Below are 25,675 nucleotides of genomic sequence, written 5' to 3'. Positions count from 1 at the left end.
CCACCATTTCAGCATCATATGTCTGGGAGAGGTGGTGCGCGTCATGGCTGCGGAGACCCTGTTGCCTTCGGCTGCCCCCGTGCGGTTCGTCGCCGAGGACGGGAGCCGCGCCGATCGCGGCGGCGAGTACGGCGAACCCGCCGAAGCTCGGCTCAAGGAGGCCTACCGGCTGATGGTCCTGGGCCGCCGGTTCGACGTCCAGGCGACCGCGCTCACCAAGCAGGGCCGCCTCGCCGTCTACCCCTCCAGCGCCGGCCAGGAAGCCTGCCAGGTCGCCGCCGCGCTGGCGCTCGAAGCGAACGACTGGCTCTTCCCGACCTACCGCGACTCCGTCGCCCTCGTCGCCCGCGGGCTGAAGCCCGGCGAAGTGCTGACGCTCCTTCGCGGCGACGCGCACTGCGGCTACAACCCCGTCGAGACCCGCGTAGCGCCCCAGTGCACTCCGCTTGCGACGCAGACGTTGCACGCCGCCGGGCTGGCGCACGCGATGCAGCGACGCGGCGAAGACGCCGTCGCGCTCGCGCTCATCGGGGACGGCGCCACCAGCGAAGGCGACTTCCACGAGGCGCTCAACTTCGCGGCCGTCTTCAAGGCGCCCGTCGTGTTCTTCGTGCAGAACAACCGCTTCGCCATCTCGGTGCCCTTCGAGAAGCAGAGCGCCGCGGAAGCGCTGGCGTACAAGGGCATCGGCTACGGCATGCGCTCGGAGCAGGTCGACGGCAACGACGCCGTCGCCGTCCTGGCCGTCCTCGACGACGCCGTCAAGCACGCCCGCGAAGGCAAGGGACCGGTGCTGGTCGAGGCCCACACCTACCGCATCGACGCCCACACCAACGCCGACGACGCCACCCGCTACCGCGACGCCGGCGAAGTCGCGAAGTGGCGCGAGGCCGACCCGCTCAAGCGGCTCGAGACCTACCTCAAGAGCCGCGAAAGCCTGACGGACAGCGAAATCGAGCAGTTCGCGGCCGACGCCGAGGTGTACGCCCAGTCCGTCCGCGACACCCTCAACGCCGAACCCGAACTCGACCCGCTCTCGCTGTTCGACCACGTCTACGCCGAACCCACCCGCCAGCTCGCCGCCCAGCGGGCCGCCCTCGAAGCCGAACTGGAGGCCTGATGACGACCACCATGGCCCAGGCCCTCAACGCGGCCCTGCGCGACGCCCTCAAGGACGACGACCGCGTCCTCGTCTTCGGCGAAGACGTCGGCACCCTCGGCGGCGTCTTCCGCGTCACCGACGGCATCACCGCGGACTTCGGCGAGGACCGCTGCTTCGACACCCCGCTCGCCGAGTCCGGGATCGTCGGGTTCGCCGTCGGGATGGCGATGGGCGGCTTCCGGCCGGTCGTCGAGATGCAGTTCGACGCCTTCGCCTACCCCGCTTTCGAGCAGATCACCTCGCACGTGGCGAAGCTGCGCAACCGCACCCGGGGGGCGCTGGAGGTGCCGATGGTCATCCGCGTGCCCTACGCGGGCGGCATCGGCGGCGTCGAGCACCACTGCGACTCCAGCGAGGCCTACTACACGCACACGCCGGGCCTGCGCGTCGTCACGCCGGGCACCGCGCAGGACGCCTACGACCTGCTCCGCGACGCCATCGAGTCACCGGACCCGGTGATCTTCCTCGAACCGAAGTGCCGCTACTGGTCGAGCGAAGAGGTCACCTTCACCCGCACCGGCGCCCCCATGGACCGGGCCGTGGTCCGACGGCCCGGCAAGGACGTCACGCTCATCGCCTACGGCCCGATGGTCGCCACCGCGCTGGAAACCGCCGAGGCGGCGAAGGACGAAGGCTGGGACGTCGAGGTCGTCGACCTGCGGTCGCTGTCGCCGTTCGACGACGAGACGGTCACGGCGTCGGTCCGCCGCACCGGCCGCGCGGTCGTCGTGCACGAGGCGGCCGGCTTCGGCGGCTACGGCGCCGAGGTCGTCGCGCGCGTCACCGAGCAGTGCTTCCACCAGCTCCACGCGCCCGTCCTGCGGGTCACCGGGCTCGACATCCCGTACCCGGCGCCGAAGCTCGAACGCCACATGCTGCCCGACGTCGACCGGATCCTCGACACGATCGCGCGCCTGCAGTGGGACGACACCCCGGTGGTGGCCGGTGCCTGACTTCCTGCTGCCGGACCTCGGCGAAGGCCTGACCGAGGCGGCGATCGTGGACTGGCGGGTCGAGGTCGGCGACACCGTCGACGTCGACCAGGTCGTCGTCGAGGTCGAGACGGCGAAGGCGGCGGTCGAGGTGCCGGTGCCGTTCGCCGGCGTGGTGTCCGCGCTGCACGGCGAGCCGGGCCAGCTGCTGCCGGTCGGTGCGCCGCTGCTCACCGTCGGCGGGTTCGCGGAACCGGGCGTGACGACGTCTTCCGGGAGCGGGAACGTCCTCATCGGCTACGGCACCGCGCCGACGACCCGGCGCAAGCGGGCTCGGCGACCGGTGAACGTCACCGCGCCCACGCGGCCGAAGCAGCCCGGCGTGATCTCGCCGTTCGTCCGGAAACTGGCCGCGGACAACGGGATCGACCTCGCGAAGCTCACCCCGAGCGGACCGGACGGCATCATCCGCCGCGCGGACGTCGAAGCGGCGCTGAAGAGGCCCGCCGCGAAGGGCAAGCGGATCCCGCTCACCGGCGTGCGCAAGGCCGTCGCCGACAAGCTGACGACGTCCCGGCGCGAGATCCCCGAGGCCACCGTCTGGGTCGACGTCGACGCGACCGGGCTGGTCGCCGCGCGGGCCGCGCTGAACGCCAAGTCCGACCGGCCGGTCAGCCTGCTCGGCCTGATCGCGCGGTTCGCCGTCGCGGGGCTGAAGAAGTACCCGGAGCTGAACTCGCGCGTCGAGGGCGACGAGATCGTCCTGCTCGACGAGGTCCACCTCGGGTTCGCCGCGCAGACCGACCGCGGGCTGGTCGTGCCGGTCGTGCGCGACGCCGGGGCGCTGTCCACCCGTGACCTGTCGGCGGCGATCGGCGAGCGCGCCCGCTCCGCGCGGGAGGGCAAGCTCGCGCCCGCGGACCTGACCGGCGGCACCTTCACGGTCAACAACTACGGGGTTTTCGGCGTCGACGGCTCGGCCGCGATCATCAACCACCCCGAGGCGGCCATCCTCGGCATCGGCCGGATCATCGACCGGCCGTGGGTCGTCGACGGCGCGCTGGTGGCCCGGAAGATCTGCGAGCTGACGCTGGCCTTCGACCACCGCGTCTGCGACGGCGGCACGGCGGGCGGGTTCCTGCGGTTCGTCGCCGACTGCGTGGAGTCGCCGGTCACCGCCCTCGGCGACCTCTGACGACTCACCGGCGGAGTTGGCCGGTGGTGACGGTGGTGGCACTTAAAGTGGTCGCGTGACGACACCGGCCCAGCACGACCGCGACCTGGCGGAGGGGCGCGTCGCCCGGCTCAAGCAGGACCTCCGGGACGGGCTCGCGACCCCGCCGGGGGACGTCGAGGCGATGGACGAGCTCGTGGCGAACGCCCACCGGCTGCTCGAGGCCGAGCTGGCGTTCGACGAGGCCCGGCGGCGGCTCGCCGACGCCCAGCTCGAGTCCCGGCACGCGGCGACGCAGCGCGCGGTCGTCTGGTTCGCGGCCGCGCCCGTGCTGGTGCCGCTGGTGGCCGCGGCGCTGGTGCTGTTCGAGGTCCTGTCGCCGGCGTGGCTGCCGGCCTTGGTGCCGCTGTTCGGCGCGGGGCTGTGGGTCGGCTTCGCCCCGGTCCGCCGGACCGCGGCGGTGATCCGCGAGCGGACGCGCGCGGCCTGGGCCGGCAGCGTCACGGCGCTGGTGCTGGTGCTCGCGCTGATCCCGTGGCCAGGGGCGGTGATCTGCACGGTCGTGACGGCGCTGGGCGTCGCGGGCACGATCGCGCTGCTGTGGCGGGAAAGCCGGACCGCATGAGCCACGGCTACGCGACCTACGGCGACGACCCCGAGTTCACGCAGGAGTACGAGGTCCCGCCGGACGCGGCCGACCCGGCGCGCCGCGACCTCGACGAGCTGTTCGCGGCGGTCGACGGGCTGCGCGAGGCCGACGAACGCCTGAGCCAGGAGGTCGAGGACCTGGCCGAGCGGCTCGAAACCGGCGGAGCGCCGGGCCAGGAGGACCGGCTCGACCTGCTCGGCAGGCGCCTGGACCGGCTGCAGCAGCAGGTCCAGGCCCTGGAGCGCGCGGTCCGCGTGTCCGACGGCGTCCCCCAGGTGAACCTCGACGACGTCGGCGCGGAGACGCGGGCCCTCGCGGCGGAGGCGGCGCGGTGGGACGACCTGCACAAGGAGCTGGTCACGAAGGAGCAGCGCGCGCGGTACGCGGAGGAGATCGCGCACCTGGACGCGGTGCGATCGGCGCTGTCCCGCTGCGACGCCGACCTGCTCGAGGTGGTGCGGGTGCTGGCGTCGACGGACCGAGGGGCCCGCGCCCGCGGGGACGCGGAGTCGTCGTTGCGCGCGTTGTCGACCCGGCGCCGGACGTTGCTGGACGAGGAGATCCCGGCGGCGGTCGCGTCGGCGGAGCAGGCCCGGTTGGCCCTGCGCGAGGCGGACGCGGTCGAGGCCAGGGTGGTGCCGCAGCTGGAGCGGGCCGAGCGCGCGTGGCACGACCTGCAGGTCCGGCTGCGGACCCGGATCACGGACGCACTGGGCTCGAACGCCCTGCTGCCGGCGTGGTTCGGCCACGCGCTGGGGGTGGCCCCACCGCCGGGCACATCGGGCGACGCGTGGATCCGGACGGCCGCGTCGGTGCTGGCGTACCGGGTGACGTTCGGGATCACGGACCCGGCGTTGCCGCTGGGCCCGCCGGCGCCGGAAGCCGCGGACACGACCGAGCGGCGGTGGACCTGGCGGGCGAGGCTCGAATCGGATCTGGACGACCTCGCGCTCTAGCGGCCCTCTCCGGGGCCCGGAAACTTCCCCGCCCTCCCAGGGGGGCGTGCCCAAGTCCAGTCTATCGGCGGTGGCCGACAAAGCTCGGGAGAAGCCTCGCCCGAGGCCCGGCTGTCCACACCACAGCCGGAATGTGGACAACCGGGTCCGAGGTGGTCAGCCCCGGAGGGCGGACTCCAGCAGGCGGTGCAGCTCGCCCAAGCGGGTCTTGCCGGGCTTGCCGGGTGGGAACTTCCTCAAGGTTGCGCGCACCTCCGCCGGAGCCTGTGCGAGCGCCCACTCGATCTCGGCCTCCGCGGAACCGCCCGCCAGCTCGCGGGCCAACGCCGCCTGCTGGGCCGGGCCGACGATGTGCTTCACCTGGTGCGGGGAAGCCACGGGATGCAGGTAGGCCGCCCCCGCCGCGCCGACGGCCGCGCGGGCGGCGGCCGAGGCTGCGGCGTCGGACGTCTCGCCCGCTGCCGCCAACGCGGCCCAGGCCGCCGTGCGGAGGGCTCGGGTGCGGGGGCCTCCCGCCGCGAACTCGCGGGCCGCCGCGATGGCCGCCGCCGGGCGGGGGTCGTCCGGGATCAGGGGCAACACCCGGGAAGCGCAGGATGCGGCCCAGTTCGCCAGCACGCGCAGCTCGTCGAGATCCAGCTCCATGCCCCTGAAGCTTATCCTTGAACCGCCGGTTGAAACTCCGGGCGGCCCAGGGCCTGCCGCCGCAGGCGGTTGAAGAGCTTGGCGTTGTTCAGGGCGAAGACGCCGGTCGTCGAGCCGTCCCGGGTGAACGTCGCCACGAACGAGGATGACGAAGGCTCGCCGTCCACGAACGAAAGCGTGTCGTCCGGGCGGGGGTGTCCCGCCAGCTGCAACCGGCCCGAATACTGGTCCGACCAGACGTATCCGCTCGGCGTGTACGTCCGCGCGGTGTGCCCGGCCAGCAGGTTGGCCACCGCGACCGGCGCCTGCTCCGACGCGTTCGTCCAGTGCTCGTGCCGCCGTCCCGCGAACCGGGCCACGTCGCCGACCGCGACCACCTGCGGCAGCGAGGTCACCAGCCCCGCGTCCGTGTGGACGCCGTTGCCGACCTTCAAACCGGAGCCGGCCAGCCACTCCGTCGCCGGGGTCATCCCGACGCCCGTCACGACCACGTCGGCCGGGACCACCGAACCCGACGCCAGCGAGACGCCCGCCGGGGCGAGGCCCGTGACCTGGACGCCGCAGCGCAGGTCCGTGCCGTGGTCGACGTGCAGCCGGGCGCACACCTCGGCCAGCGCCGGGCCCAGCACCGGCGCCAGCGGCGCGGCCAGGGCCTCCAGGACGACGACGTCGAGACCGAGGGAACGGCACGTCGAGGCCACCTCGGCCCCGATGAACCCGGCCCCGACGATGGCCACCCGGACCCCCGGGACCAGCGCGGCGCGCAGGGCGAGAGCGTCGTCGACCGTCCGCAACACGAAGGCGCCCTCGAAGCCCGGCAGCGTCCGCGCGCGGCCGCCGGTGGCGATCACGACGCCGTCCGCGTGCACCGACGTGCCGTCCGACAGCCGCACGCGTCGCTCGGCCGGGTCCAGCGCCGTGGCTTCGACGCCGAGCCGGAAGTCCAGGGCCAGCGACGCCAGGTCACCGGCGTCGAGCAGGTCCAGCGACTCCCGTGACGCCGTCCCGGCCAGGAAGCCCTTGGACAGCGGCGGCCGGTCGTAGGGCAGGTGCGGCTCCGAACCGATGAGCACGATCCCGCCGTCGTACCCCTGCGCGCGCAGCTCCTGCGCCGCGCGGACCCCGGCGAGCGAAGCGCCGACGACCGCGATGCGCTTCACGCGGCGTCCTCGCCGGCCACACCCTGGACGTAGATGACGCCTTCGTCGACGACGACCGCGTACGTGGGCACCGGGTCCTTCGCCGGCAGGCAGGTCGGCATGCCCGTGCGCAGGTCGAACAGCGCCGCGTGCAGCGGGCACTCGACGAAGCAGCCTTCGAGCCAGCCGTCGGCCAGGGAAGCGTCCTGGTGGGAGCACGTGTCGCCGATGGCGTACAGCTCGCCCTCCTCGGTGTGGAACACCGCGATGGCGGGCGGGCCGGGGACCCGGACGGACTCGCCGGGGGGCAGCTCGTCCACCGTGCACGCGCGAATCATGACGCCTCCGAGGGATTTGTTGCGTATTGAGGAACATCCACTGCGATACGCAACTCAAGTCTGAGTCCGGCGCAGAGCCGCGTCAAGGGGGTACGCCCCGGTAGTTTTCGTTACCCGGTAACGGGTATCCCGGACACGCCGCCGCGCCCGTGCCGGGGATGGTGGCACGGGCGCGGCGACGTCGCGGCTAGTTCTCCCCGTGCCGGTAGAACGGCGTCTTGATCGGGGCGAGCGGGGTGTTGCCGAGGATCAGGTCGGCGGCCTTCTCGGCGGTCATCATCACCGGGGCGTAGATGTTGCCGTTGGTGATGTAGGGCATCACCGACGCGTCGACCACGCGCAGGCCCTCGGTGCCGTGCACCCGCATGGTCTGCGGGTCGACGACGGACTTCTCGTCCACGCCCATCTTGGCCGTGCACGACGGGTGCAGCGCGGTCTCGGCGTCCTTGGCCACCCAGTCGAGGATCTCCTCGTCGGTTTCCACGGACGGCCCCGGCGAGATCTCCCCGCCGTTGTACGGGTCCAAAGCGGACTGGTTGAGGATCTTCCGCGCCACCCGTACCGCTTCGACCCACTCCTTGCGGTCGGTCTCGGTCGAGAGGTAGTTGAACTTGATGGCCGGGTGCTGCCGCGGGTCGGTGGAGGTGATCTTCACCGAGCCGCGGGTGTCGGCGTACATCGGGCCGACGTGCACCTGGTAGCCGTGCCCCTCCGTGGGCGCCGAACCGTCGTAGCGGATCGCCACCGGCAGGAAGTGGAACATCAGGTTCGGGTACTTCACCTCGTCGTTGGACCGGACGAACCCGCCGCCCTCGAAGTGGTTGGTGGCGGCAGGCCCGGACCGCAGGAACAGCCACTGCGCGCCGATGAAGGGCCGCTTCCACTTGGCCAGCGACGGCTGCATCGACACCGGCTGCTTGCAGGCGTACTGGATGTAGACCTCCAGGTGGTCCTGCAGGTTCTCGCCGACGCCCGGCAGGTCCTTCACGACGTCGATGCCGAGCTTCTCCAGCTCGGCCGCGTTCCCGACGCCGGACAGCTGCAGCAGCTGCGGCGTGTTGATCGCGCCGCCGCAGAGGATGATCTCCTTGCCGTACACCTCGGCCGGCGCCTGCCGGCCCTGCGCGTACTCGACGCCGACCGCGCGGGTGCCGTCGAAGAGGATCTGCGACACGAACGCGTGCGTCTTCACCGTCAGGTTGGGCCGGTCCAGCACCGGGTGCAGGTACGCGCCCGCGGCGGACAGCCGCCGTCCTTTCCGGACGTTCCGGTCGAAGGCCGCGAAGCCCTCCTGCCGGTAGCCGTTGACGTCGTCGGTGCGCGGGTAGCCCGCCTGCTCGGCGGCGTCGAAGAACGCCTGGAACAACGGGTTCGACGCCGGTCCGCGCTCCAGCTCCAGCGGCCCGTCGTGGCCGCGCCACTTCCCGTCCGGCGGGTCCGCGAGGCAGTTCTCCATCCGGTTGAAGTACGGCAGGCAGTGCGCGTAGTCCCAAGTGGACATCCCGGGGTCGGCGCCCCAGCGTTCGTAGTCCATCGGGTTGCCGCGCTGGAAGATCATCCCGTTGATGCTGGACGACCCGCCGAGCACCTTGCCGCGCGCGTGGTAGATGCGCCGCCGGTTCATGTACGGCTCGGGCTCGCTGCGGTAGCCCCAGTCGTAGAACTTCGACCCGATCGGGAAGGTCAGCGCGGCCGGCATGTGGATGAAGACGTCCCACTTGTAGTCCGACCGGCCCGCCTCCAGGACGAGGACCTTGTTCGCCGGGTCGGCGGAGAGCCGGTTCGCCAGCGCGCAGCCCGCCGAGCCACCGCCGACGATGACGAAGTCGTAGGTATCGGAACTCATCGAGCCTCCTAGCCGGGCAGGGTGTCCGGTGCGTTGTCGGGCATGTGCTCGGGGCTCGTGTGCGACGAACCCCAGGTGCGGCGCCGGACGTACAGCATGATCGCACCGATGATCACGATCAGCCCGGTGACGATCACCGCGCCCCACTGGAAGTACCAGTGGTCGTCGCCGTAGACCGCGGCCCGCGGCCAGATCAGGTTGATCGTCATGCCGGCGCCGTAGACCACCGCGACCAGGTTCACCAGCGTGCCCCAGCGGCCGAGCTTGAAGTACGGGCCGTGCTCCGGCCGCGGCCAGTTCCCGCGCAGGCGGCGGACGAGCATCGGGCCGGTGACCATCAGGTAGGGGATGTAGAACAGGATGATCGCCGTCGAGGTCAGGATGAAGAACGCCCGCTGGTTGCCGAGGTTGATCAGCAGCACGACGACGGTGAGGCCGCCGGTGAGCAGCGCGGGCAGCACCGGGGTCTTCGACCGCGGCGACACCTTCGCCATCGCGCGGCTGAACGGCAGCCTGCCGTCGCGGGCCATCGCCCAGGTCATCCGGATCGCCGCGGTCTGCACGGCGAGGCAGCAGACGGTGATCGCGATCGCCGAGCAGATCAGGAACGCGTCGCCGAGGCCCTCGCCGAGGGTGCTCTTCAGCAGGTACGGCATGCCCGACGTGCTGAGCTCCTTGGCGCTCAGGTCGCCGACGGCCATCATGCCGAACAGCATGATCAGCCCGCCCACGACGAACGCCGCGGTGATCGCCCGCAGGATCGCGCGCGGCGCGTGCCGCCGCGGCTGGGTGGTCTCCTCGGCCAGCGAACCCGCGGTGTCGAAGCCGTAGAAGACGTACGCGCTCATCAGGGACGCCACCAGGAACGCGCCGAGGTAGCCGAGCGACTGGCCCTCACCGGTGCCGGCGGTGTCGAAGACCAGGCCGGGACCGCGCTTGATGTGGATGGCCAGCGCGATCACCAGCAGGATGCTCGCGCCGAGCTCCACCGCGACGCCGAAGTTGTTGATCTTCGCCATCAGCTTGACGCCGATGATGTTGACGATCGTGGCGAACACGACCAGCACCAGGGCCAGGATGATGGCGTTCTGCGCGCCACCCGGCGTCGAGGTGAGGCCGGCGTCTTCGTCGCTGCCGACGATCTGGAACGCGGTCGAGACCTGCGGCAGGATGATCTGGTAGGCGACCGCTACGGCCGCCGCGGTGACGATCGCGCCGATGATCATGATCCAGCCGGCCAGCCACGACGTCGCCGGTTTCGCGATCTGCTTGGCCCACTGGTAGACCGAGCCGGCGAGCGGGTACTGCCCGGCGAGCTCGGCGAAGCACAGCGCGACGGCGAACTGGCCGATGAAGACCAGCGGCCAGGTCCAGATGAAGGCCGGGCCCCCCGACCCGAAGCCGAAGAAGAAGAGCTGGAACACGCCGGTGAGGATGGAGATGTAGCTGAACCCGGCGGCGAAGCTGGAGAACGACCCGAGCGAGCGCTCGAGTTCCTGGCGGTAGCCGAACTTCTCGAGTTCGGAGGAGTCGTCGGCAGCAGGCCCCCCGCCCGCCGGTTTTTCCTGAGTGGTCATCGCGTGCGTCCTCACGTGGGTGGGGGAAGGGAGATTTCAGCCCTTGAACCAGTGCTGCGGAACGGGGTCGATGTTCTGGTAGATGTGCTTGCTCTCCTGGTACTCGGCCAGCCCGGACGGCCCGAGTTCGCGGCCGATCCCCGACTTGCCGAAACCACCCCACTCCGCCTGGGGCAGGTAGGGGTGGTAGTCGTTGATCCACACGGTGCCGTGGCGCAGGGCCCCGGCGACGCGCTGGGCGCGGGACGCGTCCGACGTCCACACGGCTCCGGCGAGCCCGTACTCGGTGTCGTTGGCCAGCTCGATCGCGTCGGCCTCATCGGTGAAGCGTTCGACGGTGACGACCGGCCCGAAGACCTCTTCACGGACGATCTTCATGTCCCTGGTGCAGCCGGAGAACACGGTGGGCCGCAGGAAGAAGCCGTTTTCGTACTGCGGTCCCTCGGGGCGTTCGCCGCCCGCCAGCAGCGTCGCACCCTCCTTGAGAGCGCTTTCGACGTAGTCCTCGACCTTGGCGCGGTGCTCCGCCGAGACCAGCGCACCCGTTTCGGTGGCGGGGTCGAGCGGGTCGCCGACGCGGATGCGGTCGGCGCGCGCGGCGAGGTCGGCGACGAACCGGTCGTGGATGCCGTCCTGGACGATCAGCCGCGCGCCCGCCGAACAGACCTGTCCGGAGTGGACGAACGCGGCCATCAGGGCGTAGTCGAGCGCGGTGTCGTAGTCGGCGTCGTCGAACACGACGTTCGGGTTCTTGCCGCCGAGTTCGAGGGCGACCCGGCGAACGCCCTTTGCGGCGGCGGTCATGATCTTCTCGCCGGTCGCGTAGCCGCCGGTGAAGGACACCAGGTCGACGCCAGGGTGCTCGACCATCGCCGCGCCGACGCGGCCGTCGCCGAGCAGCAGGTTGACGACGCCGTCCGGCACGCCCGCCTCTTCGAGCAGGGTGACCAGCTTGATCGTGGTCAGCGGGGTGACTTCGCTCGGCTTGAGCACCACCGTGTTGCCCGCGGCCAGCGCCGGCGCGACCTTCCAGGACATCTGGAGCAGCGGGTAGTTCCACGGGGCGATGAGGGCGCAGACGCCGACCGGCTCGTGCACGATCCGGCTGACCACGGTCGCGCTCCCGGCGTCGACCAGGCGTCCGGCGTCCTTGTCGGCGAGGTCGGCGTAGTAGCGGAAGACGTTGGTGACGTCGTCGATGTCGATGCGGCCTTCGCCGAGGGTCTTGCCCGTGTCGAGGCTCTCGGTGCGGGCCAGTTCCTCGCGGTCGCGGACCAGCAGGTCGGCCGTCCGGCGCAGCAGGGCGGCGCGCTCGGTGGCGGTCGTCCGCCGCCATGGTCCCTGGTCGAACGCCTGGCGGGCGGCGCGCACGGCGGCGTCGACCTCCGCGAGGCTCGCCTCGGCCACGGTCTCGATGACCTGGCCGGTGGCGGGGTTCAGCACATCGAACATGCGGCCCTTCCCGGATCGGTAGTGGCTGCTCGGCGTCGAGAGTGCGTACATTTGTACGCGAAACATGTACAGATGTCCACAAGGGGGTTCGATGGCGAAGAGCGAACCCGGCGCGACGCGGCGCCGCGGTCCGAACGATCCCGAGCGGCGGGCGCGGATCGCCAAGGCGGCGATCGAGGTGGTCGCGAAGCGGGGGATCGACGGTGTCACGCACCGGTCGGTGGCGGCCGCCGCGGGTGTCCCGCTCGGCTCGACGACCTACCACTTCGCCACCCTGGACGACCTCCTGGAGGTCGCGCTGCACGAGGCGGCCGAGAAGAACGTGCACGCTTTGAAGGAGTGGGAGTCGGCGCTGCCGCCGGACGCGGACTTCGCGGCCGCGCTGGCCGACCTGGTGATGGGCTACATCAACGAGCAGTACCGGGACACGGTCGTCGAATACGACCTGTACGTCGCGGCCCTGCACCGGCCCGCGCTGCGCAAGGCGAGCGCGGCCTGGGACGACGCCCTGATCGCGTTCTTCGGCTCCCGGACCGACCCGCTGACCGGGCGGCTGCTGGCCGGGTTGTTCTGCGGGCTGCTGATGCAGGCGGCCCTGGCCGACCCCCGGCCGACGCGCGACGAGATCGAAACGCTGTTCCGGCGGGCGATCGAGGGACCGCCGGCCTGAGCCGGTTGACAGGCGGTCGGGACGGCAGTCACTCTGTTCCGGAGTGAGCAACAAGACGCGTTCTGCGCAACTACTCCCGAACTGATCCGCGGAGAGGACCACGCCGGTGACCGCTATCGATCTCCCTCCGAGCCTGCTCGCCACCCTGCCCGGCGCCGCCTACACCGACCCGGCGATCTTCGCGGCCGAGCAGGCGAAGATCTTCGAGGCGGACTGGTTCTGCGCTGTGCGCAGCGCCGACCTCGCCGGGCCGGGTGCGTTCGAGACGGTCCAGGTCGGCAAGGAGAGCGTGCTCGTCTCGCGGGGCCGGGACGGGAAGCTGAACGCCTTCCTCAACGTCTGCCGCCACCGCGGCGCCCGGCTGTGCACGGCCGAAACCGGTACCGTCAAGCGCGCTTTCCAGTGCCCGTACCACGCCTGGACGTACGGCCTCGACGGCAAGCTGATCGCCGCGCCGAACCTGACCGGGATGCCGGACGTCGACCGCGTCGAATTCGGCCTGACCAAGGTCCACCTGCGGGAGTGGCTCGGTTACGCCTGGGTCTGCCTGGCCGACGAACCGCCGTCGTTCGAGGAGACGGTGGTCGGGGCGGTCACCGAGCGGCTCGGCGGCCCGACCGAGATCGACGCCTACGGCATCGACGGCCTGGCGCTGGGCAAGCGCATCGAGTACGACGTGAAGGCGAACTGGAAGCAGATCATCGAGAACTTCATGGAGTGCTACCACTGCGCGACGATCCACCCGGAGCTCACCGAGGTGCTCCCGGAGTTCGCCGACGGCTACGCCGCGCAGTACTACGTCGGCCACGGCGCCGAGTTCGGCGGCGACATCAAGGGTTTCACCGTCGACGGCTCGGAAGGCGTCGACCGCCTGCCCGGGGTCACCGAGGCCCAGGACCGCCGGTACTACGCGATCACCATCAAGCCGGGCGTGTTCGTCAACCTCGTCCCGGACCACGTGATCATCCACCGGATGTTCCCCCTCGCCCCGGACCGGACGCTGGTCCGCTGCGACTGGCTGTACCTGCCCGAAGTCGTCGAGTCAGGCAGGGACCTGAGCCGCTCGGTGGAGCTGTTCCACCGCGTCAACCTGCAGGACTTCGAGGCGTGCGAGCGCTGCCAGCTGGCGATGGACTCGCGCTCGTACGCGAACGGCGGGGTGCTCGTGCCCAGCGAGCACCACATCGGCGCGTTCCACGACTGGGTCCGGGCGAGATTGGCCTAGATCAGCGCGCGGATGGCGGCCTCGAACCCGGTGACGTGCGCGTGCGTCAACGCGGCGGCCTTCTCGGCGTCGCCCTCGATGATCGCGGTGAGGAGCGGGACGTGCTCGTGGACGTGGCCGGCCATCCCGGACAGCCGGGGCACGAACACGCACCAGATCCGGGTGGCGAGGTTGTCGTACCGGATCAGCGTGTCCTCGAGGAACGGGTTGTGCACGCACCGGTAGATCGCCCGGTGCAGGGCGAGGTCGGTGCGCAGCAGTTCGGCGTTGTCTCCCGGGACACCGGCGTCGAGCTGCGCGCGCAACTCGGTCAGGGCCGCCCGGTCGGTGTCCGTGGCCCGCGAGGCCGCGGCGGCCGTCGCCATCGGTTCGAGGGTGCGGCGGACCTCGGAGATGTGCGCGAGGTCGGAGATGTTGACGTCGGTGGCGAACGTCCCCCGCCGCGGGTAGGCGACGACCAGCCGTTCGGACTCCAGCCGTTTCAGCGCCTCGCGGATCGGCGTCCGGCCCATGCCGAGCTCGGCGCCGAGCTCCTCTTCGTTGAGGGGCGAGCCCGGCGGGATGTTCAGCATGACCAGGCGATCGCGGACGAACAGGTACGCCTGCTCGGCCAGCGACGGGGGATTGACCTGCGGGTGCATGGCGCTTAGCCTACATCGACAATTGATATATCAGAAGTCGACCAGTCCTCGGAGGACGCTCGATGACCGATCTGCCGGAGCACCCGGACTTCCTCTGGGACAACCCCGAGCCTCGCCGGAGTTACGACGTGGTCGTCGTGGGCGGCGGCGGGCACGGCCTGGCCACCGCGTACTACCTGGCCAAGCAGGGCATCAGAGATGTGGCCGTGCTGGAGAAGGGCTGGCTCGCGGGTGGCAACATGGCCCGCAACACCACGATCATCCGCTCCAACTACCTCTGGGACGAAAGCTCCGGCATCTACGAGCACTCCCTCAAGCTCTGGGAAGGCCTCGAAGAGGACCTCGGCTACCCGATCCTGTTCAGCCAGCGCGGGGTGCTCAACCTGGCGCACAGCCTGCAGGACGTCCGCGACAGCGTCCGCCGCGTCGAGGCCAACAAGCTCAACGGCATCGACGCCGAGTGGGTGGACGCCGATCGCGTCAAGGAGATCTGCCCGATCGTCAACACCTCGCCGGACGTCCGCTACCCGGTGCTCGGCGCGACCTTCCAGCCGCGCGCGGGGATCGCCAAGCACGACTACGTGGCCTGGGGTTACGCCCGCGCCGCGCACGCGATGGGTGTCGACCTCATCCAGAACTGCGAGGTCACCGGGATCACGACGAACAGCGGCCGGGTCACCGGGGTCGAGACGTCGAGGGGCCGGATCGCCGCGGGCAAGGTGGCGCTGTGCGCGGCCGGGCACACCTCGGTGCTGGCGAAGATGGTCGGTCTCGACCTGCCGCTGACCTCGCACCCGCTGCAGGCGCTGGTGTCCGAGCTGCTGGAGCCGATCCACCCGACGGTCGTCATGTCGAACGCCGTGCACGTCTACGTTTCCCAGGCCCACAAGGGCGAACTCGTGATGGGCGCCGGCATCGATTCCTACAACGGCTACGGCCAGCGCGGCTCGTTCCACATCATCGAGCAGCAGATGGCGGCCGCGCTGGAGTTGTTCCCGGTGTTCGCGCGGGCGCACCTGCTGCGGACGTGGGCCGGGATCGTCGACACGAGCCCGGACGCCTCGCCGATCATCGGCCTCACGTCGGTGGAGAACCTGTTCCTCAACTGCGGCTGGGGGACCGGTGGCTTCAAGGCCACCCCCGGCGTCGGGGACGTCTTCGCGCAGACCATCGCGCGTGGCAAGCCGCACGAGTACGCCGAACCCTTCGCCCTCGACCGGTTCACCACCGGTGCCCTCGTCGACGAGCACGGCGCCGCCGCCGTCGCGCACTAGGAGCCTTCCCATGCAACTCATTCCCTGCCCCTGGTGCGGGCCACGCGAGGAAGCCGAGTTCCGCTACGGCGGCCAGGCACACCTCGCTTACCCCGACGACCCGTCGGCACTGTCCGATGAGGACTGGGCGAAGTTCGTCTTCTTCCGCGAGAACCCGAGCGGGCCGTTCGCCGAACGCTGGAGCCACTCGGCGGGCTGCCGCCGGTGGTTCAACGCCGTCCGCGACACCCGCACCCACGACCTGCTGGCGGTCTACCGCCTCGACGAGCCCAGGCCGGTGATCCCGTGACCCGACTGTCCGGCGTCCCCCTCAAGTTCACCTTCGACGGCCGGGAGCTGACCGGGTACCTCGGCGACACCCTGGCATCGGCGTTGCTGGCCAACGGCATCCACCAGGTCGCGACCAGCATCAAGTACGGCCGCCCACGGGGCATCGTCGGTGCCGGCGTCGAGGACTCGAACGCGTTGGTGCAGATCGAGGCGCCGTTCCCGGAGCCGATGCTGAGCGCGACGACCGTCGAGCTGTACGACGGCCTGGAGGCTCGTGGCCTGCGTGGTCAGGGGCGGCTCGCCACCGAACCGGACCCGGCGCGGTACGACGCCAAGCACGCCCACTGCGATGTCCTGGTCATCGGCGCCGGACCGGCGGGCCGCGCGGCCGCGGCCGCCGCTTCCGGCCGGGTCCTGCTCGTCGACGACCAGCCCGACGGCGAAGCCCCGGAAGGCGTCCGGTTCCTCTCGCGCACCACGGCGTTCGGCATCTACGACGACGGGTTCGTGCTGGCGCTGGAGCGCCGAGGTGAACCCCCCGAGCGCATTTCGCGGCAGCGGGTCTGGCGGATCCGGGCGAAGCGGATCGTCATCGCGACCGGTGCGCACGAGCGGCCGATCGTGTTCCCGGACAACGACCGCCCCGGCATCATGCTCGCCTCGGCCGCGCGCACGTACCTGAACCGCTACGGCGTCCTCGCCGGGCGGCGCGTGGTCGTGTTCACCACCAACGACTCCGCTCTCGAAGCCGCTTCCGAGCTGGCGGCGGCCGGGGCCGAGATCGTGCGGATCGTCGACGCCCGCGAGGGCTACGGCGTCATCGGCACCGACGGCGACCAGCACATCACGGCCGCCCACGTGGCGAAGCTGGGTGAGCCGGAGGGGGAGCGCGTCGAGTGCGACCTGCTGCTCGTGTCCGGCGGCTGGAACCCGGTGGTGCACCTCTACAGCCAGGCCCGCGGCACCCTCCGGTACTCGCCGGAACTCGGGGCGTACGTCCCGGACGGCTCGCTGCCGAACGTGACCGTCGTCGGCGCGGCCGCGGGTGAAGGCCTGCCGGAGACGAAGGTGCTCTGGCAGGTACCTGCACCTGAGTCCGAAGTGGACACCCGGTTCGTGGACCAGCAGCGGGACGCGACCGTCTCCGACGTCCTGCGCGCCACCGGGGCCGGGCTGCGCTCGCTGGAGCACGTCAAGCGCTACACGACCATCGGCACCGCGCACGACCAGGGCAAGACGTCCGGCATGCTCGCCGCCGGGATCACCGCCGAGGCGCTCGGCGTCGACCTCGCCGACCGCCGTCCGACGACGTTCCGCCCGCCCTACACGCCGGTCTCGTTCGCCGCGCTGGCCGGCCGGAACCGCGGCGAGCTGCACGACCCCGTGCGCGTCACGACGATCCACCCGTGGCACGTCGAGCACGGTGCCGAGTTCGAGAACGTCGGCCAGTGGAAGCGGCCGTGGTACTACCCGCGGCCCGGCGAGTCGATGGCCGACGCCGTTCGCCGCGAGTGCCGGGCGGCCCGCAACGACGTCGCGTGCATGGACGGGTCCACCCTGGGCAAGATCGACGTCCAGGGCCCGGACGCCGGCTGGTTCCTCGACATGCTCTACACGAACATGATGAGCAACCTGCGCGTCGGTCGCATCCGCTACGGCGTGATGTGCGGCGTCGACGGCATGGTGATCGACGACGGCACGGTGATCCGCGTCGGCGAGGAGCGGTTCCTGGTCACCACGACGACCGGCAACGCGGCGATGGTCCTCGAGTGGATGGAGGAATGGCTCCAGACGGAATGGCCGCACCTGCGCGTCTTCGCCACGTCGGTCACCGAACACTGGACCACGATCCCGCTCGTCGGGCCGCGCTCGCGGGAAGTCCTCGGCCGCCTGGCGCCCGGCCTCGACGTGTCCAACGAGGCGTTCGGGTTCATGACCTGGCAGGACGCCGAGGTCGCCGGACTCCAGGCACGCGTCTGCCGGATCAGCTTCTCCGGCGAACTGGCGTACGAGATCAACGTCCCGTCGTGGCAAGGGCCCGCGCTCTGGCAGGCCGTAATGGACCAGGGGGTGACGCCGTACGGCACCGAAACCATGCACGTCCTGCGCGCCGAGAAGGGCTACCCCATCATCGGCCAGGACACCGACGGCACGATCACCCCGCAGGACCTCGGCCTGTCCTGGGCGGTGTCGAAGAAGAAGCCCGACTTCATCGGCAAGCGCTCGTTCGCCCGCGCCGAGAACAACCGGCCGGACCGCAAGCACCTGGTCGGTTTGCTCCCGGTCGATCCGGCGGTGCTGCTGCCCGAAGGCTCGCAGATCATCGAAAGCGATGTCGTGCCCGAACCGCCGGTGCGGATGCTCGGCCACGTCACCTCCAGCTACGACAGCGCCGCCCTCGGCCGCACCTTCGCCCTCGCGTTGGTGCGCTCCGGCCGGGAGCGGATCGGCGAGACGCTGTACGTGCCCGTCGGTGACCAGGTGGTGCCGGTGACCGTGACCGAATCCGTGCTCTTCGATAAGGAAGGAGCCCGCCGTGACGGTTGACCTCACCGAAGAGAAGTTCCGCACCCAGCTCACCGTCCGCCTCCGCGAAGGCGAGTCGCTCCTCGGCGTCCCCCTGCCCGGCCCGTGCACCTTCACCGGCGGCAACGACGTCGAGATCCTCTGGATGGGTCCCGACGAATACCTCGTCCTCGCCGGACCCGGCCGCCAGGCCGAGCTGGAAGCCGCCCTGGCCGGGGAAAGCGACGCCGTGGTGGACGTCTCGGCGCAGCGCAACGTCTACCGGCTCAGCGGGGAGTACGCGGCCGACGTCCTGGCCCACGGGTGCTCGATGGACCTGGAGCTGTCCCCGCCCGGTACCTGCGTGCAGACGCTGTTCGCGCGAACCGGGATCGTCCTCGTGGTCCGGGAGGACGGCTACACGATCCTCGTACGGCAGTCCTTTTCGGACTACTTCACGGCCTGGCTGGCCGACGCGAGCCTGGAGTACGTCCGATGACCTTCACCCTGACCCTCAAGTGCCCCGAGCGTTCGGGCATCGTCCACGCCGTCACGACGTTCCTCGTCGGGCAGGGCTGTGACATCGTCGAGCACCAGCAGTTCGACGACGACGTCCGCGGCTCGCTCTTCCTGCGCACCTCCTTCACCTGCGCCGAACCGGCCACAGTGGACGATCTGACGCGCGCGTTCGCGCCGGTGGCCGGTGACTTCGGGATGGAGTTCGGCTTCTCCGACGGCACCCCGCCGCGGATCCTGGTGATGGTCTCGAAGTTCGGGCACTGCCTCAACGACCTGCTGTTCCGCTGGCGCGCGGGCGGCCTCGGTGCCGAGATCGCCGTGGTCGTGTCCAACCACGAGGACCTGCGGCCGATGGCCGAGGCGGCCGGGGTGCCGTTCGTGCACGTCCCGGTCACGCCGGAGTCCAAGCCGGAGGCCGAGCAGCGGCTGCTCGACCTGGTCGGCGAGTACGAAGTGGACCTGGTGGTGCTGGCCCGGTACATGCAGGTGCTGTCCAACGAGCTGTGCCAGAAGCTCGAAGGCCGCGCGATCAACATCCACCACTCGTTCCTGCCCGGCTTCAAGGGCGCCAAGCCCTACCACCAGGCCTACGACCGCGGCGTCAAGTACGTCGGCGCGACCGCGCACTACGTCACCCCCGACCTCGACGAGGGCCCGATCATCGAGCAGGAGGTCCAGCGCGTCGACCACACGTACTCACCGCGCGAGCTGGTGACCGTCGGCCGCGACGCGGAAGCCCTCGCCCTCTCCCGCGCGGTGCGCTGGCACTGCGAACGCCGCGTCCTGCTCAACGGCAACAGCACTGTTGTGTTCCGGTAGAAGGAGTTCCGCCATGAGTGCACCGAAGGTCGTGATCATCGGCGCCGGCATCGTCGGCGCGAACCTCGCCGACGAGCTGACCGCCCGCGGCTGGACCGACGTCACCGTGCTCGACCGGGGCCCGCTGCCGCGCACCGGCGGGTCCACCTCGCACGCGCCCGGGCTGGTCTTCCAGACCAACGCCTCCAAGGCGATGACGGACTTCGCGCGCTACACCGTTTCGAAGCTGACGGAGCTGGACTGCTTCCTCCAGGTCGGCGGCATGGAGGTCGCGACCACCCCGGCCCGCTGGGAGGACCTCAAGCGCAAGCACGGCTGGGCGACGTCGTGGGGCGTGCCGGGTTCGCTCATCGACGCTTGCGAATGTGCCGAGCGCTGGCCGCTCCTGGACGAGTCGCGGATCTTCGGCGCGCTGCACGTCCCGACCGACGGGCTCGCGCGAGCCGCCAAGGCGGTCGAGGTGCTCGCCCGGCGCGCGACTTCGCGGGGTGCCCGGTTCATCGGATCCACGCAGGTCACGGACGTTCTGCAGGAGGGTGGCCGGGTCACCGGCGTCCGGACCGGCCATGGCGACTTCCCGGCCGACGTCGTCGTGTCGTGCGCCGGGTTCTGGGGCCGCGAGATCGGTGCCATGGCGGGCATGGACGTGCCGCTCCTGCCGCTGGCCCACCAGTACGTGAAGACCGGCCCGGTCGCAGAACTCGTCGGGCGCAACACCGAGCAGGTCGAGGCGAGCCTGCCGATCCTGCGCCACCAGGACCAGGACCTGTACTTCCGCGAGCACGTCGACCGGCTCGGCATCGGCTCCTACGCCCACCGCCCGATGCCGGTCGACGAGTCCACGTTGGACCACTCGGTGACCGAGACGGCGATGCCGTCGATGCTGCCCTTCACCGAGGACGACTTCGCGCCCTCGTGGGAGGAGAGCAAGCTGCTGCTGCCCGCGCTCGGCGGGACCAAGGTCGAAGAGGGCTTCAACGGCATCTTCTCCTTCACCCCGGACGGCCAGTCGCTGGTCGGCGAGTCGGCCGACGTCCGCGGCTTCTGGCTGGCCGAAGCGATCTGGGTGACGCACTCCGCGGGTATCGCGAAGGCGGTCGCCGAGCTGCTCGTCGACGGGCATTCCGAGGTGGACACCCACGACATCGACGTGCACCGCTTCGAGGCGGTCCAGCTCGCGCCCTCGTACGTCAGCGAGACGGCGCAGCAGAACTTCGTCGAGGTCTACGACATCCTGCACCCGCTGCAGCCCAAGCTGTCCCCGCGCGACCTGCGGGTGACGCCGTTCCACGCGCGGCAGCGCGAGCTGGGCGCGGTATTCCTGGAAGCGGGGGGCTGGGAGCGGCCGCACTGGTTCGAGGCCAACGCACCGCTGCTGAAGAAGCTGCCGCACGAGGTGTTGCCGCCCGCCCGGGACTCGTGGTCGGCGCAGTTCCACTCGCCGATCGCGGCGGCCGAGGCGTGGCAGACGCGCAACGGCGTCGCGCTCTACGACATGACGCCGTTGAAGCGGGTCGAGATCAGCGGGCCGGGCTCGCTGGAGTTCCTGCAGTCGCTGACCACCAACCAGCTCGACAAATCGGTCGGCTCGGTGACGTACACACTGATGCTGGACGCCGCGGGCGGCGTGCGGAGTGACGTCACCGTCGCCCGGCTCGAACCCGAGGTCTTCCAGGTCGGCATCAACGGGAACATCGACGTCGACCACTTCGTCAAGCACGCGCCGGCCGGGGTGCAGGTCCGGGACACCACCGGCGGCACCTGCTGCATCGGCGTCTGGGGGCCGCTGGCGCGGGACCTCGTGCAGCCGCTCTCGGGCGAGGACTTCTCGCACACCGGCTTGAAGTACTTCCGGGCCCGCAAAGCGCGGATCGCCGGGGTGCCGGTGGTCGCGATGCGACTGTCCTATGTGGGCGAACTCGGCTGGGAGATCTACACGAGCGCGGACAACGGCCTGCGGCTGTGGGACGCGCTGTGGGCGGCCGGCCGGCCCCTTGGCGTGATCGCGGCCGGGCGGGCGGCGTTCAACAGCCTGCGGCTGGAAAAGGGCTACCGGCTGTGGGGCACCGACATGACCACCGAGCACGACCCGTACGAGGCCGGGCTGGCGTTCGCCGTGCGTCCCGCCAAGGGCGAGTTCCTGGGCCGGTCCGCCATCGACGGCCGCAGTGAGGAGACGGCGGCCCGGCGGTTGCGGTGCCTGACGATCGACGACGGCTGGACGGTCGTACTGGGCAAGGAACCGGTGTTCGTCGACGGCGTGGCCTCGGGGTACGTGACGAGTGCCGCCTACGGGTACACCATCGGCCGTCCGATCGCCTACGCGTGGCTCCCGGCGTCGGCGGACATCGGCAGCAGCGTGGAGATCGAGTACTTCGGCCGCCGGGTCACGGCCACCGTGGCGGCCGAGCCGCTGGTCGACCCCGGCATGGAACGGATCCGGCGGTGACGCCGGTCACGTAGGGTCGCCCCCCGCTCTCGAACGGGTAATCCACAGCAACTCCATGGAAGCGCACCAGGAAATTCTCAGGATCGGGGCGTTTCCTGGAGGGGCCGGAGGCTTGTCGAGAGCTGGAGCTGTGCATGAACGAGTACGACCGAGGACCGCAAGGCGGCGGCGAGTACCCGTACGGCTACGGCCAGGGCGGGTCCTCGTCCGACTACTACGGCCAGAACGGCTATCCGCAGGAGCCCTACCAGCAGCCCCAGGGGCAGGGGTACTACGGACACCCGCAGTACGACCAGCCCCGTGACCAGTGGGGACGCCCGTACCCGCAGCCGACCTACGCCTATCCGCAGCCCGCCTACCAGCCGCCCCCGCGGCGGCGGCACCCGCTGCGCGCGCTGACCGTCGCGATCGTCGCGATCGCGCTGGCCGTGGTCGCCGGGCTCGGGATCGGGCACCTGATCTCCGGTCCGGGCGCCCCCACCGCGGGCAACCAGAACTTCGGCTTCTCCGGGCAGCCGAGCGTGACCAAGACAGCGCTGGACGTCGACGCGGTCTCGGCCAAGGTCAACCCGGCCATCGTGAACATCACCACCGAACTCGGGCTGCAGGGCGCGGCCGCGGCGGGCACCGGCATCGTGCTCACCCCCGACGGCGAGGTGCTGACCAACAACCACGTCGTGGCCGGCGCGACCAGCATCAAGGTCACCAGCATCGGCACTGGTGACACGTACAAGGCGGAAGTGGTGGGCTACGACCGCACCGAGGACGTGGCGGTCCTGCAGCTGCAGGACGCGTCCGGGCTGCCCACCGCGAGCATCGGCGACTCGTCGACGACCAAGGTCGGCGACCAGATCCTCGGCCTCGGCAACGCCGGCGGCCGCGGCGGCGACCCGGTGCCCGCGCCGGGCACGGTGACGGCGCTGGACCAGTCGATCACCGCCTCCGACGAGTCCAGCGGCTCGTCCGAGCAGCTCACCGGGCTGATCCAGGTCCGGGCGAACATCGAGTCCGGTGACTCCGGCGGCCCGCTCGTGAACGCCGACGCCCAGGTCATCGGCGTCAACACGGCCGCGTCGACCGGGTACCAGCTGAACGGGCGGCGCAGCGGCGGCGCCGGACAGGGCTTCGCGATCCCGATCAACCAGGCCGTCGACATCGCGCACCGGATTGTCGCGGGCCAGGCGTCGGACAAGATCCACATCGGCAAGACGGCGTTCATCGGCGTCTCGGTGACCGACGGCCAGGGCGGCGCCCGGGTCCGCGAGGTGGTCCAGCGGGGTCCGGCGCAGCGGGCGGGCCTCGCGGCCGGTGACGTGATCACCGCCATCGACGGCAAGCCGACCGGCTCGGCGACGGCGTTGACGACGGTGATGGACACCCACCACCCTGGCGACAACCTGACCCTGACGGTCACCGGCGCGGGCGGTGGTCAGCAGCAGGTGCAGGTCAAGGCCATCGAAGGGCCGGTGGGTTAGCGCAGGGTTTCGCGGAGTACTTCGCGGTGGGTCTGCTTCGCCGCGAGGTACTTCTCCCGGCCCGCTTCGGTGATCGTCACGAAGATGCCGCGCCGGTCGACCTCGCACAGGGCGCGCTCGACCAGGCCCTCCTTCTCCAGGCGGGCGACCAGCCGGGACGTGGCGCTCTGGCTCAGGTGGATGGTGCTGATCAGGTCGGCCGACCGGCACTTGAAGTCGCAGGTCGCGAGCCGCTCGAGGGCTTCGAACTCGTTCGCGCCGATGCCGTGGCGCTCCTGCAGCCGGCACTCGAGCGTGCTGAACACGGCCGAGTACCGGGCCAGCAGGTCATGCCACTCCCGGACCAGTTCCTTCTCGGCGACGTCGCTCACGGCGACCAACCTAGCATGCGTGGACATCAGATGCAAGCGCATTAAATGCTTGGACATTAGATGCGCGTGCATGTAATGTCGCCGCCATGAGCTCTTCCGTGTCCTTGTCCACCACGTCAACGCGGTGGGACGCACGTCTCTGGGGTGTCCTGCTCACCGTTTCGATCGTCATCGGCCTCGACGCGCTCGACGTGTCGATGGTCGGGGTCGCGCTCCCGGCCATCCAGGCCGACCTCGCCCTGTCCACCAACGCGCTGCAATGGGTCGTCAGCGGCTACGTCCTCGGCTACGGCGGCCTGCTGCTGCTCGGCGGCCGCACGGCCGACCTGCTCGGCCGTCGCCGGGTGTTCCTCGTCGCGGTCGCCGTGTTCGCGCTGGCTTCGCTGCTCGGCGGCCTCGTCGACGACGGCGCGCTGCTCATCGCGAGCCGTTTCATCAAGGGGCTGGCGGCGGCGTTCACCGCGCCGGCCGCGCTGTCCATCATCACCACGACGTTCCAAGAAGGCCCGGCCCGCAACAAGGCGATCAGCATCTTCGCCGTGTTCGGCGCGAGCGGCTACTCGGCCGGCCTGGTGTTCTCCGGCCTGCTGACCGAGGTCGGCTGGCGCTGGACGTTCCTGCTGCCCGCCCCGATCGCGCTGGTCGCGCTGGTGGCGGCGTGGAAGCTCATCCCGTCGTACCGCGCCGAAACCGGCCGCGGCTACGACTTCCCGGGCGCCATCACCGGCGCGGCGGGCTCGCTGCTGCTGGTGTTCGGCGTGGTCGAGGCCCCGGAGATCGGCTGGGCGGCCCCGCGCACGCTGATCACGTTCGCCGTCGCGCTGGCGCTGCTGGTGACGTTCGTGGTGATCGAGAAGCGCAGCCGCCACCCGTTGCTGCGCCTGGGCATCCTGCGCTCGGGCCCGCTGGCGAGGGCCAACCTCGGCGGCGCGCTGTTCTTCGGCGCGTACATCGGCTTCCAGTTCGTGGTGATGCTGTACCTGCAGCGGGTACTGGGCTGGTCGGCGTTGCAGACGGCGCTGGGCTTCCTGCCGGCGGCGCTGATCGTGGCGTTCGGCTCTCCGCGCATCGAGCCGCTGATCGACCGCATCGGCACGCCCCGCACGATCTTCGCGGGCGTGGTCTCGCACGTCATCGGCTACGCGCTGTTCCTGCGCATCGACGAGCACTCGGGGTACGCGGGTTCGGTGCTGCCGAGCATGATCCTGCTGGGCATCGGCTTCACGCTGGCGTTCTCGTCGCTCAACATCCAGGCCACGGCCGGCATCGCCGACGACGAGCAGGGCCTGGCGGGCGGCCTGCTGAACACGTCCCTGCAGGTGGGCGGCGCGATCGGCCTGGCGGTGGTGACGGCGGTGCTGACGGCCAACGGCGGCCGCGAGGCCTCACCGGCGGCGCTGCTGACGGGGTTGACGCCGGCGTTGAGCGTGGTCACCGGGATCGCGGTGCTGGGGCTGCTGATCGCGACCACCGGGCTGCTCGCCCGGAAGCGGCAGGCGGAGGAGCCGGTCGTGGCGGAGGACCTGCTGGCCCTCGCCGACTGAGGGGGAACGCGGAAGGACCACCATCGCGGGGGATGGTGGTCCT

At 70.9% G+C, this 25,675-nt stretch carries 23 protein-coding genes; 15 read left to right on the top strand and 8 right to left on the bottom strand.

All coding sequences use genetic code 11. From position 1 onward, the window contains the following. Nucleotides 1-43 precede the first annotated feature (43 nt). From pdhA to ABZX11_RS39210, 5 genes are read left to right on the top strand one after another with little or no spacing between them, the layout of a single operon-like run. Nucleotides 44-1,120 (top strand): pyruvate dehydrogenase (acetyl-transferring) E1 component subunit alpha, encoded by a 1,077-nt coding sequence (gene pdhA, locus ABZX11_RS39230; RefSeq protein WP_354923175.1) that lies wholly within the window; start codon nucleotides 44-46, stop codon nucleotides 1,118-1,120. Continuing rightward, nucleotides 1,120-2,115, top strand: a complete 996-nt coding sequence (locus ABZX11_RS39225) for an alpha-ketoacid dehydrogenase subunit beta (RefSeq protein WP_354923172.1) — start codon at nucleotides 1,120-1,122, stop codon at nucleotides 2,113-2,115. Before pdhA ends, ABZX11_RS39225 begins: the two co-directional genes overlap by 1 nt. Beyond that, the gene (locus tag ABZX11_RS39220; RefSeq protein WP_354923169.1) at nucleotides 2,108-3,289 is read left to right on the top strand and encodes a dihydrolipoamide acetyltransferase family protein; all 1,182 of its coding nucleotides are present in this window, start codon (nucleotides 2,108-2,110) and stop codon (nucleotides 3,287-3,289) included. Before ABZX11_RS39225 ends, ABZX11_RS39220 begins: the two co-directional genes overlap by 8 nt. A gap of 55 nt (nucleotides 3,290-3,344) precedes the next feature. Further along, nucleotides 3,345-3,893: a hypothetical protein gene (locus ABZX11_RS39215; RefSeq protein WP_354923166.1), complete on the top strand. Its 549-nt coding sequence runs from the start codon at nucleotides 3,345-3,347 to the stop codon at nucleotides 3,891-3,893. Beyond that, the gene (locus ABZX11_RS39210; protein ID WP_176175390.1) at nucleotides 3,890-4,873 is read left to right on the top strand and encodes a hypothetical protein; all 984 of its coding nucleotides are present in this window, start codon (nucleotides 3,890-3,892) and stop codon (nucleotides 4,871-4,873) included. The genes ABZX11_RS39215 and ABZX11_RS39210 overlap by 4 nt, the downstream gene beginning before the upstream one ends. Before the next feature lie 156 nt (nucleotides 4,874-5,029). On the opposite strand, the gene ABZX11_RS39205 is transcribed toward ABZX11_RS39210, so the two are convergent. The 6 genes from ABZX11_RS39205 to ABZX11_RS39180 all read right to left on the bottom strand — a co-directional run bounded on the left by ABZX11_RS39205 (nucleotide 5,030) and on the right by ABZX11_RS39180 (nucleotide 11,870). After that, the gene (locus ABZX11_RS39205; protein WP_354923163.1) at nucleotides 5,030-5,518 is read right to left on the bottom strand and encodes a putative immunity protein; all 489 of its coding nucleotides are present in this window, start codon (nucleotides 5,516-5,518) and stop codon (nucleotides 5,030-5,032) included. 11 nt (nucleotides 5,519-5,529) lie between these two features. Next, complete coding sequence (locus ABZX11_RS39200; RefSeq protein ID WP_354923160.1) at nucleotides 5,530-6,678, bottom strand: FAD-dependent oxidoreductase; 1,149 nt, start codon at nucleotides 6,676-6,678, stop codon at nucleotides 5,530-5,532. Beyond that, on the bottom strand, nucleotides 6,675-6,995 hold the full coding sequence (locus ABZX11_RS39195) for a bifunctional 3-phenylpropionate/cinnamic acid dioxygenase ferredoxin subunit (protein WP_176175387.1): 321 nt from the start codon (nucleotides 6,993-6,995) through the stop codon (nucleotides 6,675-6,677). The genes ABZX11_RS39200 and ABZX11_RS39195 overlap by 4 nt, the downstream gene beginning before the upstream one ends. A 187-nt stretch (nucleotides 6,996-7,182) precedes the next feature. Beyond that, the gene (betA, locus tag ABZX11_RS39190) at nucleotides 7,183-8,841 is read right to left on the bottom strand and encodes a choline dehydrogenase (protein WP_176175386.1); all 1,659 of its coding nucleotides are present in this window, start codon (nucleotides 8,839-8,841) and stop codon (nucleotides 7,183-7,185) included. Between the two features lie 8 nt (nucleotides 8,842-8,849). Next, on the bottom strand, nucleotides 8,850-10,418 hold the full coding sequence (locus tag ABZX11_RS39185; RefSeq protein ID WP_354923155.1) for an amino acid permease: 1,569 nt from the start codon (nucleotides 10,416-10,418) through the stop codon (nucleotides 8,850-8,852). Nucleotides 10,419-10,454: 36 nt separating this feature from the next. Beyond that, nucleotides 10,455-11,870 carry an aldehyde dehydrogenase family protein gene (locus ABZX11_RS39180; RefSeq protein ID WP_354923152.1) on the bottom strand — a complete coding sequence of 472 codons (1,416 nt, stop codon included), beginning with the start codon at nucleotides 11,868-11,870 and terminating at the stop codon, nucleotides 10,455-10,457. A gap of 91 nt (nucleotides 11,871-11,961) precedes the next feature. Here ABZX11_RS39180 and ABZX11_RS39175 point away from each other — a divergent pair, with 91 nt between their 5' ends. Both ABZX11_RS39175 and ABZX11_RS39170 read left to right on the top strand, forming a co-directional pair. After that, nucleotides 11,962-12,540 carry a TetR family transcriptional regulator gene (locus ABZX11_RS39175; RefSeq protein WP_176175383.1) on the top strand — a complete coding sequence of 193 codons (579 nt, stop codon included), beginning with the start codon at nucleotides 11,962-11,964 and terminating at the stop codon, nucleotides 12,538-12,540. Between the two features lie 106 nt (nucleotides 12,541-12,646). Further along, nucleotides 12,647-13,765, top strand: a complete 1,119-nt coding sequence (locus tag ABZX11_RS39170; protein ID WP_354923149.1) for an aromatic ring-hydroxylating dioxygenase subunit alpha — start codon at nucleotides 12,647-12,649, stop codon at nucleotides 13,763-13,765. Here the strand turns inward: ABZX11_RS39170 and ABZX11_RS39165 are convergent. Continuing rightward, complete coding sequence (locus ABZX11_RS39165) at nucleotides 13,762-14,406, bottom strand: GntR family transcriptional regulator (protein WP_354923146.1); 645 nt, start codon at nucleotides 14,404-14,406, stop codon at nucleotides 13,762-13,764. The genes ABZX11_RS39170 and ABZX11_RS39165 overlap by 4 nt on opposite strands. 62 nt (nucleotides 14,407-14,468) lie before the next feature. Between ABZX11_RS39165 and ABZX11_RS39160 the strand changes: the two genes are divergently transcribed. From ABZX11_RS39160 to ABZX11_RS39130, 7 genes are all read left to right on the top strand, one after another. After that, entirely contained in the window at nucleotides 14,469-15,680 is a 1,212-nt protein-coding gene (locus ABZX11_RS39160) for a sarcosine oxidase subunit beta family protein (protein ID WP_354923143.1), read from the top strand. Nucleotides 15,681-15,690: 10 nt separating this feature from the next. Then, nucleotides 15,691-15,969: a sarcosine oxidase subunit delta gene (locus ABZX11_RS39155; protein ID WP_354923140.1), complete on the top strand. Its 279-nt coding sequence runs from the start codon at nucleotides 15,691-15,693 to the stop codon at nucleotides 15,967-15,969. Then, nucleotides 15,966-18,497, top strand: coding sequence for a 2Fe-2S iron-sulfur cluster-binding protein (locus ABZX11_RS39150; protein ID WP_354923137.1), 2,532 nt, complete (start codon nucleotides 15,966-15,968; stop codon nucleotides 18,495-18,497). Before ABZX11_RS39155 ends, ABZX11_RS39150 begins: the two co-directional genes overlap by 4 nt. Next, nucleotides 18,487-18,954, top strand: coding sequence for a sarcosine oxidase subunit gamma family protein (locus ABZX11_RS39145; RefSeq protein ID WP_354923134.1), 468 nt, complete (start codon nucleotides 18,487-18,489; stop codon nucleotides 18,952-18,954). The genes ABZX11_RS39150 and ABZX11_RS39145 overlap by 11 nt, the downstream gene beginning before the upstream one ends. Then, nucleotides 18,951-19,793, top strand: a complete 843-nt coding sequence (purU, locus tag ABZX11_RS39140; RefSeq protein ID WP_354923131.1) for a formyltetrahydrofolate deformylase — start codon at nucleotides 18,951-18,953, stop codon at nucleotides 19,791-19,793. The genes ABZX11_RS39145 and purU overlap by 4 nt, the downstream gene beginning before the upstream one ends. 13 nt (nucleotides 19,794-19,806) lie before the next feature. Beyond that, nucleotides 19,807-22,242 carry an FAD-dependent oxidoreductase gene (locus ABZX11_RS39135; protein WP_354923128.1) on the top strand — a complete coding sequence of 812 codons (2,436 nt, stop codon included), beginning with the start codon at nucleotides 19,807-19,809 and terminating at the stop codon, nucleotides 22,240-22,242. 134 nt (nucleotides 22,243-22,376) lie between these two features. Then, complete coding sequence (locus ABZX11_RS39130; RefSeq protein WP_354923125.1) at nucleotides 22,377-23,717, top strand: trypsin-like peptidase domain-containing protein; 1,341 nt, start codon at nucleotides 22,377-22,379, stop codon at nucleotides 23,715-23,717. Here the strand turns inward: ABZX11_RS39130 and ABZX11_RS39125 are convergent. Continuing rightward, nucleotides 23,714-24,088 (bottom strand): MarR family transcriptional regulator, encoded by a 375-nt coding sequence (locus tag ABZX11_RS39125; RefSeq protein WP_176175399.1) that lies wholly within the window; start codon nucleotides 24,086-24,088, stop codon nucleotides 23,714-23,716. The genes ABZX11_RS39130 and ABZX11_RS39125 overlap by 4 nt on opposite strands. Before the next feature lie 86 nt (nucleotides 24,089-24,174). Between ABZX11_RS39125 and ABZX11_RS39120 the strand changes: the two genes are divergently transcribed. Then, the gene (locus ABZX11_RS39120) at nucleotides 24,175-25,632 is read left to right on the top strand and encodes an MFS transporter (RefSeq protein ID WP_354923122.1); all 1,458 of its coding nucleotides are present in this window, start codon (nucleotides 24,175-24,177) and stop codon (nucleotides 25,630-25,632) included. Nucleotides 25,633-25,675 lie beyond the last annotated feature (43 nt).

Origin of the sequence: Amycolatopsis sp. NPDC004169, assembly GCF_040610315.1 — a bacterium.
In the GTDB taxonomy this organism is placed as follows: domain Bacteria; phylum Actinomycetota; class Actinomycetes; order Mycobacteriales; family Pseudonocardiaceae; genus Amycolatopsis.
The sequence above is the reverse complement of the archived record's forward strand: the minus strand, read 5'-3'. Positions and strand labels throughout refer to the sequence as shown.